Genomic DNA, 18,287 nt, shown 5'->3' with positions numbered 1-18,287 from the left:
GTATTTTTTTTAAATCAGTATAATCTTTATCTTCTGTATAAATATCCATAAAATATGTTAACTTTACTGTTCAAAAAATGAATAAAGATGGATCTAATTTTCCATCTTTACTCATCTTTGATATGTTATTTTATGCTCCTGGAGTTATTCTTCTAACGATATCTTCTATTTCTCTGCCAAATCCACTAAGAGGTCTTCCTCTACCAGTTTCCCTTACAATACTTTCGATACTATCAAAAATCTCTGGGTCAGCAGAAACAGAAACTCGATCAATTTCTCGGTCTGTTCTTCTAACAACGTCTTCTATCTTTCTTTTTGTCTCAGTTGTCATTTCGCCTTCTATGTCGGGGGATAAATCTACTCCTACTAAAGCTAAATTATCGGATATAACAACTGTCGCACTTCTTACTTCTTCTAAACGAACAACTTCATTTACTATGTTATCTGCTCTAATTGTAAGATCTTGCCCTAGCATATCCCGATTAGTTTGATTCTGTGGATTTTCAGGAGTAGCTGGATTAACTGGATCTTGCACCCTTTGGTCTGGAACAACTGGATCTTGTGGTACTGGTCTTGGGGCTGGACGACAACCTGTTGCCAAAAGTATTACTAACAAACAACAACCTAGTACTTTAAATAATTTTTTTGACATTTTACCACCTCCTAAACTTATTTTGTCACTTACTTTCATTTTTATTACAGTCTGTTAATAGTAGATTGTCCACTTTATTCCTATTTGAAGATACCAGATTCAAACTTTTAGTTTTTAGTTAAAACTAAAATTAATTATTTGAAATTGAATACAGGTTTAATGATAAATAGTATTTTTGTACATACTATAGCTAAGAAACCTTTTAGATAGGAGGTAATTAAACTTGTTAGATATTTTAATTATTAATCGTTTGTTTTACTACATTAAACGCAAATTTTATTATATGAAACTATGCTTATTTATTTTGCCGGTTCTATTACCATTGATATTAATATTTTGCTTAAGAAAAGTGTTTATTAATTTTATATTTATCAGTCAACCTAAAGCTGGCAATAAATAATGCTGGCTTCTTTGTTGCCTATTGTTACAGGATAAGGTATAATTTTACTTGTGTGCAAGTTTAGAAACTATAAATTGATTTTATATAAGAGAGGAAGATTTAAATGAAGTTGGGCATCGTCGGTTTACCAAATGTAGGTAAAAGTACATTATTTAACGCCATAACACAAGCAGGTGCAGAATCGGCTAATTATCCTTTTTGTACAATTGAACCAAATGTAGGTGTGGTTGCAGTTCCTGATCACAGATTAAATGTTTTAAGAGATCTTTATCAGTCAGAAAAGGTAATACCTGCAGCAATTGAATTCTATGACATTGCAGGTTTAGTAAGGGGCGCAAGTAAAGGTGAAGGTCTTGGTAATAAATTCTTATCTCATATTAGAGAAGTTTCTTCTATTTTACACGTAGTGAGATGTTTTGAAGATTCTAATATTACCCATGTTGATGGTAACGTTAATCCTTTAAGAGATATTGAAACAATTAACCTTGAGCTTGTTTTTTCAGATTTGGAAATGGTTGAAAAACGTATTCAAAAACAGGAAAAGTTAGCTAAGAGCGATAAATCATTATTACCAGAAGTGGACCTATTAAAAAGAATTAAAGAAACCCTTGAAGAGGGTAAATCTGTTCGTACATTAGATTTAACTGATGAAGAAAATAAAATGATTAAGGATTTTAATTTACTTTCCTCAAAACCTATCATTTATGTTACCAATGTTGACGAAAATGATATTCATAACCTTGGTGCAGATAATCCTCATGTTGCAAAGGTAAAAGAGTTAGCTGCAACTGAAAATGCAGAGGTTGTTACTATATGTGCAAAAATTGAAGCTGAAATCTCTGAGCTTGAAGAAGATGAAAAACAATTATTTTTAGAGGAGTTAGGGTTAAAAGAATCTGGTCTTGATCGTTTAATCAAAGCCTCCTACTCTCTATTAGGTTTAATCAGTTATTTAACGGCTGGACCTAAGGAAGTTCGTGCATGGACAATTAAAAATGGTCTAAAGGCCCCTCAAGCTGCTGGTAAGATCCATACTGATTTTGAAAGAGGTTTTATAAGAGCTGAGATTGTTGCTTATGACGATCTTATTAGTTCTGGCTCCTATTCAGCTGCTAAAGAAAAAGGGTTGGTTAGATTAGAGGGTAAAGAGTATATTGTTAAAGATGGAGATGTTATCTTATTTAGATTTAACGTATAGAAATTAAGTAAACTTTCTTTATAATTAGAATTACCTGCTTACCTTTATTGTTGGAGTAGCAAATCGTAGTGGAATTAATAGCGTCAATCTTATAGATTGACGCTATTTTTTTACTTTTTTATCAATAAAGCCCCCCATATAGACAGTATCAACTGTTAATACGGGGAGCCCCTATAGGTATACCATTCGCCTTTGGGCAAGATATATAACTATACAGTATTCTGTATGCATAAAAGATAAAATAAAAATCCTTCTAGTATATATTTTTATACTATTCAGGTGTTAAAATTCTATGACATATATTATCTTAAAGCTATGGTACATATTATTCTTTAATTAGTTCAACCATATCTCCATTTTTAAGACCAGCAGCGTTACCCTCGTCAATGTCAACATGCATTTCTAATCCATAAGAAGGATGCACTCTTACTAAAACATTATTAAAAATAAGTCCTCTCTCACCAGAGGTTTTAATCATTACTCTTTCATTATCCTTAACCTGAAAATCTGCAGCATCATCAGTATGCATATGAATATGTCTAGAAGCAATAATAACCCCTTCAGCCAATTCAACTTCGCCTTTAGGTCCTACAATTTTAACACCTGGGCTACCAGCAAGATCTCCTGAATCTCTAACCGGTGGTTTAATACCAAGAACAAAACTATCTGTTAATGATATTTCAATTTGAGTTTGTTTTCGAGCAGGTCCAAGAACACGAACTCCCTTTAATATTCCCTTAGGTCCAACAACATCAACCTTTTCATTTGTTGCATATTGTCCAGGTTGTGATAAATCTTTAAATTTTGTCAGTTGATAACCTTCACCATAAAGTACTTCAATATCTTTTTCACTTAAATGAATATGACGATTAGACATAGCTATTGGAAGCATTTTCTTCATTACTCATTCTCCTCCTTTTACTTATAACTGTAATTTCTTTTCCTGATAAATAGCATCCTGTTTATTATACTGCTTTTTTGTAGAAAAATCAATTTTCTGTTCATAAAAATCACGGTTGACTTTTAATTTAGTTGCAATTTGAATTATACTAATTTAATAGGTTTGTTCAGAATTTATAGCAGTTTTATTATTTAGTTTGTTATTGATCTTATACACAACTTATCCTTTATAATTCTTTAAGTTTCTTATTTAAATTTTCCCATGCTTCTTCTTCATTATCTCTTCTGTTAAAAAGGCCCATTGTAATGATCATTAGAGTTAAAAATAAAGTTATACTTGCTACAACCATATAATAGACGGGGTAGGGAGTATAGTAGGCTGTACCTATCAAAAACAAACTTAGTATAAAATAACTCCTAGATTTCTTATTGGCTAACAATGACTTTTTATATTTTCCCCATACTGCTTCTCTTCGACTGATTTTGTTTTCTACTAATTCATCAATTTCTTCTTCAGTAGGAAACATATTATTTTTCTCGATTAAATTCATCATTAATTCTTTATTCAATAGCAGAATCTTATACTTTTCTTCAATCTCTCTTATATATTGATAACAGTCTTTTGTAAAGTCAGATGTGGTTAATAAAATTCCTTTCTTACAACCTTCAGTAATCAACTCTCCGATAAACTCCTTTAAATCCTTCAATTCTACATAAAGTTCACTTTTATAAATAAAGGTTGAAATTAATAGCTTTTCATTATTATAGTTTCCAGCTATCGTTATGGTATTATGATTATTCCATTGATGACTAAGGTTTGAAAATCCAGCCTTATCAAAAATCTCAGTTATATAATTTCTTAACTCTTCTACTGTATTATTCATAATTTCTTGATAAATTTTTTGACTTGCTATTAGCCTTCTTTTTTGATTTTTCAGTGTTTCTAGTTTTTTATTTCTTATCCTAATGGTAATTAAGTGATATATTGTAACAGCCACTACAGTGATTGTTATTGCTATTGTAATTCTACTGGTTTGCATAAAAGTGATGATAAAGATTAGAAAAAATGCTACCATTCGACTAATAATAAAATCTAAGATCTTTGCTGCATCTCCCCTAGTATCTTCTTTATTGCTCATATAATAACTACGAAACCTTCTGCTTTCACCTCTATTTTCTTTATACCCTCTAATTTGATTAATAAAGAACTGAAATAACAAATTTGTTTTACTCATTATTTTCCCTCCTTTTACTATTTATACTCTTGCCATAATTAAAGAACTTATACAATATTGATTACCGTTTACTTCAGCTCCTTTTATTTCTTCGATGCTAGTAAAATGAAAAAAATCGTGACATAAAAAAAGGAACCTATTAGATTCCTAAACTTAAAACTATCGTATAAATAATAAATTATGCATCTAATAGATCTCTTCTATTGTGCTGATTAAGTTATCGATACCAATTTCATCTATATTAATCATTTTTACAAATTCATTATTAGCTGGAACTTCTAGACGACCTGACATGTTATGGGCAATGTAGTCATTATTTTGACTGGAGTATATGATTACATCAATTGGCAAACTACTATCGTCTATCGTTGTTACTGGATAACCCTCTTTTTTTAGTAGGGCAGCAACTTGATGTAGACCTTCTTGTACTGCGACAATTCTTTTATTCATAAATACCACCTCCCATATTAGATTGTGTATATTCCAGTTATTTATTCAAGTAAACAGAAAAAAAAGTCCCCCTTATGGAAGACTTTAAATTAAATTAACCCATGGCTCTTTCGAGCTTATCTAAATGTTGTAGCGGGAAGTGCTTTAATAATTCTTTAAATTGGTCAACTGTTAAACCTTGTGTAGTAGTATAAATCTCTATCTTACCATCTACATCTGCTTGCATAAACCGTTGTTTTACTTCTTCAAAATTCATATTCATTTTCATACCTCCTATATGGCTTTATTAATATTATGTTATAATCGGAGGTGTTCTATTCAAAAGGAACAGGATTCCTTTTATTCTTTTATCATTGCAATGTAAGGTAAGTTTCTATATTTTTCAGCATAATCAATACCATAACCTACAATAAAAGCATCAGGAATTTGAAATCCAACATAATCAATATGTAAATCACATTTTCTTCTAGAAGGTTTATCTAATAATGTGCAAATTTTTAAACTTGCAATCTTTCTAGATTTTAAATTCTCTGTTAAATACTTTAAAGTCAAACCCGTATCTACAATATCTTCAATAATCAAAATGTGCTTTCCCTCTATTTCTAAATCTAAGTCCTTTAATATTCTGACTACTCCAGAACTTTCAGTAGAGTTTCCATAACTAGAGACAGCCATAAAATCAATATACAGTGGTAAGTCAACTTTTCTTATTAAATCACTTAGGAACATATTTGCTCCCTTTAATACGCCTATTACTACGATTTCATCATCACTGTTATAATCATTAGTTATTTTTTTCCCTAACTCTTCAACTTTATCTGCAATCATTTCTTGAGAAAATAGAACCTTATCAATTTCTTTACTCATATACGATCACTCCTTATGTTCATGATAGGTTCATTATAACATATAGCCTGCAACATCTGAATAATTTCAGCTAAATTAAATTAATAATTCGTCATTTTATTAAGATAGCCTACTTTTTTTGAAATTCCACATACTTTAAATCGGATTCTAGATAACGTGCCATAGCGTAAATTGCATCAGAAAGCCTATTTACATACTTAACTAAAAGATCTCCAACATTCTCTACTTTTTTAAGACTTAAAATTCTTCTTTCTGCTCTTCTGCAAACTGTTCTAGCAACATGTAGGCTTGCTGAGCCTTTATTTGTACCTGGAATAATAAACTTATTTATTTGGTCTACCTTAGATATATATTCATCAATGATGACTTCTAAAGCATGAATATGTTCTTCATTAATTTTTTCGGGAAACTGATCACTATTTACCGTAGCCAACTCTCCAGCTACATCAAATAACTCCCTTTGTATTCTATAAATTAGATCACAAATTTTTTCATCTTCAATAAAGTTTCTAGCAAATCCCAGCATCGAATTTAATTCATCAATTGTACCATAACTCTCTACTCTAATATCATCTTTAGAGATTCTTGTACCATCATATAAACTAGTCTCACCTCGATCTCCCGTTTTTGTATAAATTTTCATAGCTTCGCCTCCTTTATAATAGACAGATTCTATTTTTATTGTACCCATTTTACATTATATACTTAACCAAATCTTAATAGAATTAAACAATAGTCACTAATATAGAGGAATGACTGATAATTATACCAAAAGCTATTGTGTTTTATTACAAATATGATATAATTATATTACAATTATTAAATAAAAAGCAAAAAAATAAGGGCGATGCCCTTATTTTTACACTGTAGCTGGCTTTAAGTTTCCTGCAAAATGACATGCAACAAATTTTTCATTACCCATGTCTTGTAATTCAGGAGTTTTAGCTTTACAAATATCTTGTCTGTACCTACATCTTCCATAGAATCGGCATCCTTCTGGTGGGTTAACTGGACTTGGAACGTCTCCCTCAAGAATAACTCTGTCTCTTTTAATATCGATTCTAGGAACAGGTATTGCCGATAACAAAGCTTGTGTATATGGATGTAGTGGATTTTTAAACATTGAATTGTAGTCTGATAATTCCACTACTTTTCCTAAATACATAACAGCGATACGATCACTTACATGCTTAACAACACTTAAGTCGTGAGAAATAAATAGATAAGTTAATCCAAATTCATCCTGAAGATCTGCCATTAGATTTAGAATCTGTGCTTGGATAGAAACGTCAAGAGCTGAAACTGGCTCATCTTGAACTATAAATTTAGGTTTTAGAGCTAATGCCCTTGCAATACCAATTCTTTGTCTTCTACCGCCATCTAACTCATGGGGATAAACATTCATTAATCTTTCCGCTAACCCTACAGTATCCATTAATTCTGTAACGCGCTTATTCATATCTTGTCTATTACTAAAAACCTTATTAACAAGTAATGGCTCAGCTATAATTTCAGAAACACTCATTCTGGGATTTAATGATGCAAATGGATCTTGGAAAACGATTTGCATTTCTTTTCTCATTTGACGCATCTGATCTTTATTATACTGTAAAATATTTTTACCTTCGAATATAATCTCACCGTCAGTTGCTTCTAATAATCTTAATACAACTCTACCTGTTGTAGATTTACCACAGCCAGACTCACCTACAAGTCCTAATGTCTCACCTTTGTTAATATAAAAGTCTACACCGTCAACGGCGTGAAGTAGTCCTTTTTTTGTTTTAAAGTGTTTTTTTAGATTTTTAACATCCAATAATCTTTCTTGCATAGTTTCACCTCCGGTTTTCTATTTTACACCATCTTCAAACAATAGGCATTTTACAAAATGTCCTGGTTCAATTTCTGTATTTAGAGGTTTTCTTTCAGAACAAATACTCATTGCCTTAGGGCATCTTGGATGGAATGGGCATCCTGATGGAAGATCCGTTGGATCTGGCATAAGGCCCTTAATTGGCTTTAAACGATCCTCATCATCATTAATATCAGGAATTGATCCGAATAACCCTATTGTATAAGGATGTTTAGGTGAAGTATAAAGTCTCTTTACATCAGTATACTCAATAACATTACCAGCATACATAATCGCTACTTTATCACAAACCTCTGCAACTACCCCTAAGTCATGGGTAATCATAATCATTGAAGTTTTAAATTCTTTCTTTAAATTCTTCATTAAATCTAGAACCTGAGCTTGAATGGTTACATCTAAAGCTGTAGTAGGCTCATCTGCAATTAGTAGTTGTGGATTACATGCTAAAGCGATAGCAATAACTACCCTTTGTCTCATACCACCACTAAATTGGTGGGGATAATCTTTGTGTCTCTCGCCTGGAATTCCTACCTTCTCTAGCATTGCCATAGATCTTTCAATTGCTTCTTTTGCATTAACACTTTGGTGTAGCTTAATTACCTCTGCTATCTGTTCTCCTACAGTCATAACTGGGTTTAAAGACGTCATAGGATCTTGGAAGATCATAGAGATTTTATTCCCTCTGATTTTTCTAATTTCTACTGGTGTTTTACCAATTAAGTTTTCACCTTCAAAGAAAATCTCTCCTCCAATAATCTTACCAGGAGGATTTGGTACCAATTGCATAATTCCAAGGGCCGTTGTTGTTTTACCGGCACCAGTTTCTCCAACCAGTCCTAATGTTTCTCCCGTTCCAATCTCTAAGTTCATATCTTCTACTGCTTTTACAGTTCCATCATTTGTAATATAATGAATAGATAAGTTTTTTATTTCTAACAAATGCTTATTTTCACTCATCTTGTCACACTCCTATCCTAATTACTTTAGCTTTTTAGTCTAGGGTCAAGTGCATCTCTTAATCCGTCACCTAGAAGGTTTAAAGCGAATATGGTGATCATAATAGCAACACCTGGGAATGTTGTCATGTGCCAGTAATCACGAATATAATCTCTACCAGTTGAAAGCATTGCACCCCATTCTGGTATTGGAGGTTGAATCCCTAATCCAATAAAGCTTAGACCAGCAGTTGAAAGAATTGCCCCTGCAACCCCCATTGTTGCTTGAACAATGATTGGTGCCATAGAATTTGGGATAATATGTTTAGAGATAATTCTAAAATCATTTGCACCTACAGCTTTTGCAGCTTCAATAAACTCTTGCTCTCTAATAGATAAAACTGAAGCCCGTACAATTCTAGCAAAACCTGGAATACCACCTATACCAACGGCAATCATTACGTTTCTAAGTTCTGGCCCTAAGGCTGCAACAATTGAAATTGCTAGTATAATCCCTGGAATCGCCAGTAGAATATCCATCATCCGCATGATTACGTTATCAAGTTTACCTCCATAGTAACCTGCTACGGCTCCAAGACTTCCTCCACATAGGGCTGCAATGGCAACCGAGATAATACCTACTCTAAGGGATATACGTGATCCATATACAATACGACTGAAAATATCTCTACCAAAGTTATCAGTACCAAATAAATGTTCGCTACTTGGTGACTTAAATCTATTTGTTAAAACCTGTTCGTCATAGCCATAAGGAGCAATAAAATCAGCAAATATTGCACTGAAAATTAAAATTAGCATAATTGCAAGCCCTACCATTGCGGCTTTGTTTTTCACAAGTCTTCTCCATACTTCTAGCCATTGGCTCTTCTTTTTCTTAGGAGCTTTTGGGACTGAAGGTTGTACTTCTTCCTTTTGTAATTTAACATTTGACATATGCCTACCTCCTTTACAGATTAATTAAATTATTTGTATTGAGCTTTAATTCTTGGGTCAATGAAGGCATATAATATATCTACCAACAGATTTACTAAACTGAAGGATAATGCTATAAATAATACCCCTCCCTGAACAACGGGGTAGTCTCTTTGTCTAATAGCTTGGATCATTAATGAACCAACCCCTGGAATCGAGAAGATAGATTCTGTTAGAACTGCTCCACCTAATAGTCCACCAAAGGATAAACCAATTACTGTAACAACTGGGATTAAAGCATTTTTTAAGGCATGTTGGTTGATAACAACTGATTCAACCTGGCCTTTTGCTCTAGCTGTACGAATATAATCTTGACGGATAACCTCAAGCATACTAGAACGGGTCATACGGGTAATCTGTGCAGCTGAACTAGTTCCCAATGTTATTGCAGGTAACACAATATGTTTCCATGTAGTAAATCCTGATGCAGGGAACCACCTTAAGTTTAACGCGAAAATAATAATCATCATAAGTCCTTGCCAGAAGTTTGGCATCGAAACCCCTACTAAGGCTAATACCATAGAAACGTTATCAAATAATGAATATTGCTTTGTAGCCGATATTATTCCCGTAGGTATACCTATCACAATGGAAACGATTACGCCCCATGTTGCTAGTTTCAATGTAGTAGGAAAACGATCTATAATCATAGTAGCAACAGGTCTTCTTTGGGTATACGAACGTCCGAAATCTCCCCTTGCAACATTAGTTACATAGCGACCAAATTGCATTAAGAATGGATCATTTAGTCCCATATCCTCTCTAAGTCTTTGAACTGCATCTTCCGGTGCGGATTCCCCCAACATAATTCTTGCAGGATCACCAGGAGTAAAATACATCATTGTGAAAACGATAAAGGTTACCCCTATCATTACTGGTAACATCAACAATAGACGTCTAAAAATATAACGATGCATAGATGTTCCTCCTTCCTTATTTTGCTACTTACTATTACATTAATATAGGGTCATATTCCATGACCCTATATTAATGTTAAAAATTAAATATTAGTTAATTAATAACTATTTGAAAGATACGTTATAGAAGATATGGTGACCAGCTGGGTGTAAGCTTAATCCAGAAATATTGTTTCTGATACCCACTAGGTTTTCATTATCTTGAACGAAGATCCATGGAGCTTCATCTCTAATGATTTCTTGTGCTTCTTTATACAATCTTTCTCTTTCAGCAGGATCTGCAGTTCTTCTTGCTGAGTCTAATAACTCATCAACTTTTGGATTTGAATAGAAAGTTCTGTTACCAGCAGGTCCATGTTGAGTTGAATGGAATAATGCATATAATCCGTAGTCTGGATCTCCAGTTACAGTAGTCCATCCAAGAATGAACATATCATGTTCACCTTTAGATGTATTTTCTAAATATGCACCCCACTCAAGAACTTGAACATCTGTAGTAATGTTGATTTGTTGTAATTGATTTTGAAGGATTTCAGCGATGTCCATTCTTTGTCTATTTCCATCGTTAACCCAGATAGTAGTGCTAAATCCGTTTTCTAATCCAGCTTCCTTCATTAATTCTTTTGCCTTTTCAACATTGTAACCATATTGCTCTAAACCAGTATGGGCAGCAAATACACTTGGTCCTAAAGCTCCAGCAGCTGGAGATCCAACACCTTGATATACTGCTTCAACGATAGTGTCAACATCAAGGGCATAGTTAATAGCTTGACGTACTCTTACATCATCAAATGGAGCTTTGGTTAAGTTGAATCCAATATAGTTGTTACCTAAGCTTGGGTCTCTTAATAAAATTAAGTCGCTGTTATCTTCAATTCTCTTGATTTCGTTTGGAGTAACATTGTTAGCTATATCAATAGAACCAATTTCTAATTCGATAGTTCTATTAGTTGCTTCTGAGATCGCCTTAAATGTCATCGTTTTAAATTCTGGCTTAACAGAATGATGATCGTCGAATCTTGTCAATTCAATAAACTCTCCGTTACTCCAGTTTGCTAACATGAAAGGACCTGTTCCTACTGGATGTTGACCATAGTCATCACCTTTTTCTGTAACAGCCTTTTCATTTAACATTCCAGATGCTCCGTGGGCTAAATGAGCTAATAAAGGAGCAAATGGCTCAGAAGTACCAATTCTAATAGTGTAATCATCAATGATTTCGATAGCTTCACTATTGATAGGTCCAACGATATGACCAATATGATCAGACTTTAATGCTCTTAAAAGAGTAAATTCTACATCTTTAGCTGTAAAGTCTTCACCGTTATGGAACTTAACGCCTTCTCTTAATTTAAATTCAAAAGTAAGGTCATCAATTTTTTCCCAAGATGTTGCTAAACCTGGTTTTAAATCCATGTTTTCATCTTGAACAACTAATGTTTCATAAATTTGCTTCATTACTAAAGCTGAAGAAGCATCATTTGTTCCATGTGGGTCAAGTGAAACAGCATCAGAAGGTGATGCAATAATTAACTCGTCCTTAGCTACAGATGGCTTATCATCTCCTGTAACAGGTGCATCAGTTGTTGAGCCACACCCAACTGCTACTAAAACTACTACTAACATTAAGCTTAATAATGCTAGCATTTTTCTGTTTTTCTTCATTGTATTTCCCCCTTTTATTTATTTTCTTTGCCAGTGGCAAAAGATTATATCTTATAAGATGTATAACTTCTTTTGAAGTTTGTACATTTATAAATTATATGAATATTATATAATCAATTGAATTGTTAGACAAGGAAAATGAATGAATATGAAATTTATTTAACATTTACATTTCTGTATCTTCCAAAACTTAACAATTTTCAGATAATTTTACAGGAATAAATATCCATATTTTTTTCTACATATTATATATTATATTTTTAATCATAACAACTTTACAAAGCCATAAAAAAAAGAGGGAAAAAAATTCCCCCTTATCCTAATACTTATTTAAAAATTAATTGAAACATGATCATGACGATTATAATGCCACCGAATATAAAAACAATATAGGGTAATAGGACTTGAAAAATTGCAATGATGAATGCTACTATATCAGTCCAGTCAAACTCGATGTCATCCTTAGGTGTCTGAAACTCAGACTGTTGAGATATTCCCTGCTGTCTCTTCTCTTCCAACATACGTATCACCCCTTATTTTATTCTACTTAACCAAGTGACAAGCTACAAAGTGTCCTGGTGCTGCCTCTTTAAACTCTGGAACTTCTGCTTTACATTGTTCCATTACATGAGGGCATCTAGTATGGAATCGACAACCTGATGGTGGATTTGCAGGACTTGGTATGTCTCCCTTCAAAATGATACGTTTCCTTCTATTCCTTGGATCTGGAAGTGGAATAGCTGATAATAGGGCTTGTGTATATGGATGTAGTGGATTTTTATACAATTCTTCTTTTGGTGCTAATTCCACCATCGAACCTAAATACATAACGCCTATTCGATCACTAATATGCTTAACTACACTTAAGTCATGGGAAATAAACAGATAGGTTAGTCCCATTTCATCTTGTAAATCCATTAACAGGTTAAGAACTTGAGACTGAATCGATACATCTAGTGCCGAAACTGGCTCATCACAAACAACAAACTTTGGATTTAACGCCAGAGCTCTTGCTATACCAATTCTTTGTCTTTGTCCACCACTAAATTCATGGGGGTAACGACGAATATGATAAGGTGCAAGTCCGCATCTTTCTATAATATCTTTTACCATCTCTACATTCTTTTCGCCCCTTGCAATTCCATGTTCGCTAAGGGCCTCTCCAACAATTTCACCAACTGTCATTCGTGGGTTTAACGAACTGTAGGGGTCCTGGAATACGATTTGCATTTCTGTACGAAGGTTTCTTAGCTCTTCCTTTGACATTCCATATACAGATCTGCCCTTATAGAAAACATCCCCTTCAGTTTTTTCCAATAGTCTTAATAGAGTTCTTCCTGTTGTAGACTTTCCGCAACCAGATTCACCTACGATTCCTAATGTTTCCCCTTCTTTGATTGTAAAGGATATATTTTCAACAGCACGAACATAGTTAACTGTCCTCTTTAATATTCCAGACTTGATGGGGAAGTATTTTTTTAGGTTTTCAACAACTATTAAATCATTTTTTTCTGCAATAATTTCACTCATTACTTCGCCCCCTCCTTTTTAGTATGAAGCCAGCATCTAACTTTACGCTCTCCACCAATACTTTCTAGTGGTGGCATTTCTTCTCTACAAATATCCATTACATGGGGGCATCTTGGATTAAATGCACAGCCTGGAGGTATAGCTAATGGATTAGGCACACTACCTGGAATAACTTCTAAACGATCTGCAGTTCTCTGTAGATTTGGTTTAGAATTTAATAATCCAACTGTATATGGATGCTTTGGTGCTTCAAATAAATCATATACATTCGCTTCCTCTACTACCCTACCAGCGTACATTACGATAATATAATCAGCCATCTCCGCTACAACTCCAAGGTCATGGGTTATTAGCATAATAGCAGTATTAAGCTTTTCTTTAAGTTCTTTCATTAGTTCAAGAATTTGGGCCTGTATAGTAACATCTAAGGCTGTGGTTGGCTCATCTGCAATTAAGAGTTTAGGATTACAAGATAATGCCATTGCAATCATTACTCTTTGTCTCATTCCTCCACTAAATTGGTGGGGGTAATCATCAACTATTTCTGCAGCTCTTGGGATACCAACTAGATTTAGCATCTCTATACACTTTTCTCTGGCGGCCTTCTTGTCTAATTTTTGATGAAGCATAATGGCTTCCATTATTTGAGACCCTATTGTAAAAACAGGGTTTAAAGATGTCATCGGTTCTTGAAAAATCATTGCAATATCATTACCGCGGATTTTTCTCATTTCTGCTTCAGATAGTGTTAATAGGTTTCGATCATCAAAAGTAATTTGACCATCAACAATTTTCCCAGGAGGATTTGGAATCAATCTCATAACAGACATGGAGGTAATACTCTTACCACATCCTGACTCACCAACAATCCCAAGAGTTTGCCCTGGTTTGAGACTAAAATCTACACCGTCCACCGCAGGTATTATACCGTCTTCTGTATAGAAGTGAGTTCGTAAATTTTTTACTTCTAATAAATTCTTCATAGTCACACCTCCAGCTATTGTTTCAGTCTTGGGTCAAGGGCATCACGCAATCCATCACCAAGTAGATTTAGACTTATTACCACAATAAATATAGCTAACCCTGGAGGAATCCATAACCACCATCTAAACCTTAAAGTAAACTGATTTTCTGCACTTCTAAGCATATTACCCCATGTTGGAGTTGGCGGTGCTACCCCTAAACCTAAATAACTTAGGGCGGATTCTGTCAGAATTGCTGCTGCGATTCCGATTGTTGCAGAAACAATAATTGAAGCCATTGTATTAGGTAATAAATGCTTCATAATTTTTCTAAAGTCACTAATACCTAAAGCCGTAGCAGCTTCCATAAATTCTCTTTCCCTCAAGGATAAGATTTCACCACGAACGATTCTTGCAATCCCTGGCCAACCTAGTAAACCTATTACAAGCATTACGTTATAAATACTTGGACCTAATAAGGCAACTACTGTAATGGCTATTGGTAAAAATGGAAAACAAGAGAATATATCTGCTAACCTCATAATGAAGTTGTCTACTCTTTTACCATAAAAACCAGCAATTCCACCTAAAGTTACACCAATTAATAAACGTATACTTGTTGATACTAGACCAACCGTTAAAGAAATTCTTCCTCCATAAAATAATCTTGTTAGATAGTCACGACCTAAGTCGTCTGTTCCTAATAGATTTACATTGTCTGGTGCAGCATTGGTCTTTGCCATATTTACTGCACTGGGGCTGTGGGGTGTTAAGTATGGTGCAAATATTGCCAATAGGGCTACTACTATGATTGTCGCTAATCCCACCATTGCTAACTTATTCTTAAGCAATCTCTTCCAGATGATTTTCCAAGGACCCATTACATCTTCTTTTTTAGCACCTGCATTGGGGTCGACTTGTTGTTTCTTCTTTTTATCTTCTTTAATCATTTTTTTTGCCCCCCCTTTTAGTCATAACGAATTCTTGGATCAACAAATGCATAGGATATATCGGCTAGCAGGTTACCTGTTAACGTCAATAGAGCTAAGAACATGTTGATTCCTAATAACAGTGGATAGTCTCTTTGAATTACCGAGTTAAACTGCATTCTTCCCATTCCTGGCCAAACAAACATAATTTCAATGATTACTGCGCCAGAGAATAGTGTCGGTAATGAAAAACCAAGTAATGTTATAACTGGGATTAGTGCATTTCTTAAAGCATGTTTATAGATTACTACCTTTTCCTTTAATCCCTTTGCTCTTGCTGTTCTAATATAGTCTTGACGAATTACCTCAAGCATACTAGAACGGGTATATCTCATTAAACTTCCTGCCCCTGTTAATCCTAATACTGCAAGGGGTAAAATCATATGCCTTGCACGATCTATTATATTGTAAGGGAAGGCATAGATAATCCCAGGAGATTGAGCTCCAGAAATCGGCAACCATTTCAGGTGAATTCCAAAAAATCTAATCATTAGTAGTGCAAAGAAGAATGATGGTATCGAAATACCCATTAATGCAAATATTGTACCTGCGTAATCAAATATAGAATACTGTTTTGTAGCTGAAATTACCCCTATTGGTATGGCAATTAATAAACTTAAAAATAATGACCCAAAAGCTAATTGGAAGGTCGTCCACATTCTTTCTTGTATTAATACAGAAACTGGCTGTCTTAGTTGAATTGATCGACCAAAATTTCCCCTTAACATATTTGTTAACCAATCAAAATACTGTTCGTAAGCAGGTCTATCAAAACCATATGCTTCCTGTAGTTGTTGAATTTGTTCGGGTGTCATATTTGGATCTGAGAATAACGATGCTAAAGGATTTCCTGGTGCAAAATGAAATATAGTGAACAGTAAAATACTAACTCCAATGAGAATTGGTATTTGCTGTATTAGTCGTCTTATAATGTACTTACCCAAGTCCATTCCTCCTTATCAAGTATTAATCAAGCATATAGCCCAGTAGAACCAGGCTATATACTTGAATATTCAGTTAGAGTCTAGAGATTATTGAACAATTTCCCATAAATGAGCATCCATGTAGTATCTTCTGAACTCAGTTGGATTGAAGTTCTTAATTCTATTATTTACTATCCATGGGTTAGTTCTCATATATACGAAGATATATGGTAGATCTTCGTTGAACTCTATAGCTATTTCTTGATAAATTTCTTTACGCTTGTTTTGATCTAACTCAAGTACACCTTTTTCCATTAATTCTTCTAGTTTTTCATTGTGGTAGTAACCTCTGTTGTTTCCTGGAGGTGCATTTTTAATACTGTAAGTCGATGCCATGTCTGGGTCAGTTGTTAATGACCATGCCATAACATACATATCCCACTCATCTTTATTTGCTGGGTCTTGGATTAATGTTCCAAGGGAGTTAAAGTCCATTAACTCGATTTCTACATCTACTCCTAATTGTGCCCAGTTTTCCTTAGCTAAAGCTGGGAACTGAACAGACCAAGCTGCTTCTTGGTAAGTTTTCCAGTTAAACTCAAATTTTTGTCCGTCTTTATATCTCCATCCGTCACTTTCAAGTAACCAGCCAGCTTCATCTAATAATTCAGCCGCTTTCTCTGGATTATATTTGTATTCATTTAAACCAGAATCTGGATAAGCCCAAGAAACTGGAGAAATTGGAGTATTAGCAACAAATGCTCCGTCTGCTCCGAAGAAGGATTCAACGAAACCATGTCTATCAACACCATATACTAACGCCTGTCTAACCCTTTGATCTTGGAAGATAGGATTAGTAAAGTTAAATGCTGCAAAGGCATAACCATTATTCCAGTTATTTATTAAGTAACCATGATCAAACTCTTTAATTAATTCATAATTTTCTTTTGATGTTTCAAAGTTAACTGCATCAATTGATCCAATTTGGAACTCTGATAATTCGTTGGCTCTTGCTACATGTCGATAGATGTAACCATCAACCTTTGGAGCACCTCTCCAATAGTCTGGGTTAGGATCTAACTCAACATATTGATCTACAACATAGTTTTTCATCATGAAAGGACCTGTTCCAAGAGGGTCTCTATCTAAATCTGCCATTTCATCATAAGTTGCTTTGTCATAATAATGCTTTGGCATAACCCAAATTGTACCAATATTTCTTAAATTAGTAGCTCTTGACTCTGTCATAGTAACCTCAACTGTATAGTCATCAAGGATCTTAATTCCTTCTGGCCAATCAGCGTCACCAGCTTTAACTTCTTCAGCTCCAACAATATATCTTACACTATTGAATAATCTTCCTTTGTAGTCTGGTCTCATAATTACTTCCCAAGTGAAGGCAACGTCTTCTGCTGTTAATTCAACACCATCGTGAAATTTGATTCCTTCTCTTAATTTAAAAGTATAAACTAATCCGTCATCAGACACTGTATAGCTCTCAGCTAAACCGCCCTCAGTTGTAAGGGTTGTATCTTCTTCCCAGCTTAATAAATAGTCAAATACTAAACCAATAATATCTGCATCATAAGCTGTTTGGTAACCAACAGGATTAAATACACCATTTACGTTTGTTCCACCAACAGTTATAATATTACCTCTGTCTGAACCAAGAATTGGCTTACTTGGCTCACCATTGTCACCTGTAGTTGCTGGCTCTTTAGGCGCACAAGCTGCTAAAAACATTGATGCAACTAATGTAAGAACCAACACTAAAATTAGTTTTTTCTTCATTTTTTTG

General features: G+C 34.1%; 19 protein-coding genes. 1 reads left to right on the top strand and 18 read right to left on the bottom strand.

What is annotated here, in order from left to right; translation table 11 throughout:
• Positions 1 to 130: 130 nt before the first annotated feature.
• Positions 131 to 652, bottom strand: a complete 522-nt coding sequence (locus T335_RS21505; protein WP_051569118.1) for a YhcN/YlaJ family sporulation lipoprotein — start codon at positions 650 to 652, stop codon at positions 131 to 133.
• Between the two features lie 503 nt (positions 653 to 1,155).
• Here T335_RS21505 and ychF point away from each other — a divergent pair.
• Positions 1,156 to 2,250 carry a redox-regulated ATPase YchF gene (gene ychF, locus T335_RS0103840; RefSeq protein WP_026476361.1) on the top strand — a complete coding sequence of 365 codons (1,095 nt, stop codon included), beginning with the start codon at positions 1,156 to 1,158 and terminating at the stop codon, positions 2,248 to 2,250.
• A gap of 325 nt (positions 2,251 to 2,575) precedes the next feature.
• On the opposite strand, the gene pduL is transcribed toward ychF, so the two are convergent.
• From pduL to T335_RS0103755, 17 genes are all read right to left on the bottom strand, one after another.
• Positions 2,576 to 3,151: a phosphate propanoyltransferase gene (gene pduL, locus T335_RS0103835; RefSeq protein ID WP_026476360.1), complete on the bottom strand. Its 576-nt coding sequence runs from the start codon at positions 3,149 to 3,151 to the stop codon at positions 2,576 to 2,578.
• A gap of 226 nt (positions 3,152 to 3,377) precedes the next feature.
• The gene (locus tag T335_RS0103830) at positions 3,378 to 4,385 is read right to left on the bottom strand and encodes a restriction endonuclease (protein ID WP_026476359.1); all 1,008 of its coding nucleotides are present in this window, start codon (positions 4,383 to 4,385) and stop codon (positions 3,378 to 3,380) included.
• Positions 4,386 to 4,571: 186 nt separating this feature from the next.
• Positions 4,572 to 4,835, bottom strand: coding sequence for a YkuS family protein (locus T335_RS0103825; protein WP_026476358.1), 264 nt, complete (start codon positions 4,833 to 4,835; stop codon positions 4,572 to 4,574).
• A gap of 94 nt (positions 4,836 to 4,929) precedes the next feature.
• Positions 4,930 to 5,097 (bottom strand): hypothetical protein, encoded by a 168-nt coding sequence (locus tag T335_RS22475; RefSeq protein WP_169735925.1) that lies wholly within the window; start codon positions 5,095 to 5,097, stop codon positions 4,930 to 4,932.
• Positions 5,098 to 5,174: 77 nt separating this feature from the next.
• Positions 5,175 to 5,702 (bottom strand): hypoxanthine phosphoribosyltransferase, encoded by a 528-nt coding sequence (gene hpt / locus T335_RS0103815; protein ID WP_026476357.1) that lies wholly within the window; start codon positions 5,700 to 5,702, stop codon positions 5,175 to 5,177.
• Between the two features lie 109 nt (positions 5,703 to 5,811).
• Positions 5,812 to 6,345, bottom strand: coding sequence for a cob(I)yrinic acid a,c-diamide adenosyltransferase (locus T335_RS0103810; RefSeq protein ID WP_026476356.1), 534 nt, complete (start codon positions 6,343 to 6,345; stop codon positions 5,812 to 5,814).
• 216 nt (positions 6,346 to 6,561) lie between these two features.
• Positions 6,562 to 7,533, bottom strand: a complete 972-nt coding sequence (locus T335_RS0103805; protein WP_026476355.1) for an ABC transporter ATP-binding protein — start codon at positions 7,531 to 7,533, stop codon at positions 6,562 to 6,564.
• Positions 7,534 to 7,551: 18 nt separating this feature from the next.
• The gene (locus T335_RS0103800) at positions 7,552 to 8,532 is read right to left on the bottom strand and encodes an ABC transporter ATP-binding protein (RefSeq protein ID WP_026476354.1); all 981 of its coding nucleotides are present in this window, start codon (positions 8,530 to 8,532) and stop codon (positions 7,552 to 7,554) included.
• 26 nt (positions 8,533 to 8,558) lie between these two features.
• On the bottom strand, positions 8,559 to 9,464 hold the full coding sequence (locus T335_RS0103795; RefSeq protein ID WP_026476353.1) for an ABC transporter permease: 906 nt from the start codon (positions 9,462 to 9,464) through the stop codon (positions 8,559 to 8,561).
• A gap of 29 nt (positions 9,465 to 9,493) precedes the next feature.
• Positions 9,494 to 10,420, bottom strand: coding sequence for a nickel ABC transporter permease (gene nikB, locus T335_RS0103790; RefSeq protein ID WP_026476352.1), 927 nt, complete (start codon positions 10,418 to 10,420; stop codon positions 9,494 to 9,496).
• Between the two features lie 105 nt (positions 10,421 to 10,525).
• A complete protein-coding gene (locus T335_RS0103785) occupies positions 10,526 to 12,085 on the bottom strand; it encodes a glutathione ABC transporter substrate-binding protein (protein WP_026476351.1) in 1,560 nt (519 codons plus the stop codon).
• 326 nt (positions 12,086 to 12,411) lie between these two features.
• Positions 12,412 to 12,606 (bottom strand): hypothetical protein, encoded by a 195-nt coding sequence (locus tag T335_RS0103780; protein ID WP_026476350.1) that lies wholly within the window; start codon positions 12,604 to 12,606, stop codon positions 12,412 to 12,414.
• Positions 12,607 to 12,628: 22 nt separating this feature from the next.
• On the bottom strand, positions 12,629 to 13,615 hold the full coding sequence (locus tag T335_RS0103775) for an ABC transporter ATP-binding protein (RefSeq protein ID WP_026476349.1): 987 nt from the start codon (positions 13,613 to 13,615) through the stop codon (positions 12,629 to 12,631).
• Positions 13,615 to 14,598 (bottom strand): ABC transporter ATP-binding protein, encoded by a 984-nt coding sequence (locus tag T335_RS0103770; RefSeq protein ID WP_026476348.1) that lies wholly within the window; start codon positions 14,596 to 14,598, stop codon positions 13,615 to 13,617. Before T335_RS0103770 ends, T335_RS0103775 begins: the two co-directional genes overlap by 1 nt.
• A 14-nt stretch (positions 14,599 to 14,612) precedes the next feature.
• Positions 14,613 to 15,527 carry an oligopeptide ABC transporter permease gene (gene opp4C, locus T335_RS0103765; protein WP_026476347.1) on the bottom strand — a complete coding sequence of 305 codons (915 nt, stop codon included), beginning with the start codon at positions 15,525 to 15,527 and terminating at the stop codon, positions 14,613 to 14,615.
• A 17-nt stretch (positions 15,528 to 15,544) separates the two neighbouring features.
• Positions 15,545 to 16,516, bottom strand: coding sequence for an ABC transporter permease (locus T335_RS0103760; protein ID WP_034327606.1), 972 nt, complete (start codon positions 16,514 to 16,516; stop codon positions 15,545 to 15,547).
• Positions 16,517 to 16,597: 81 nt separating this feature from the next.
• Positions 16,598 to 18,280, bottom strand: a complete 1,683-nt coding sequence (locus T335_RS0103755; protein WP_026476345.1) for an ABC transporter substrate-binding protein — start codon at positions 18,278 to 18,280, stop codon at positions 16,598 to 16,600.
• Positions 18,281 to 18,287: the final 7 nt, after the last annotated feature.

Origin of the sequence: Alkaliphilus transvaalensis ATCC 700919 (assembly GCF_000621485.1) — a bacterium.
Lineage (GTDB): Bacteria > Bacillota > Clostridia > Peptostreptococcales > Natronincolaceae > Alkaliphilus > Alkaliphilus transvaalensis.
The sequence above is the reverse complement of the archived record's forward strand: the minus strand, read 5'-3'. Positions and strand labels throughout refer to the sequence as shown.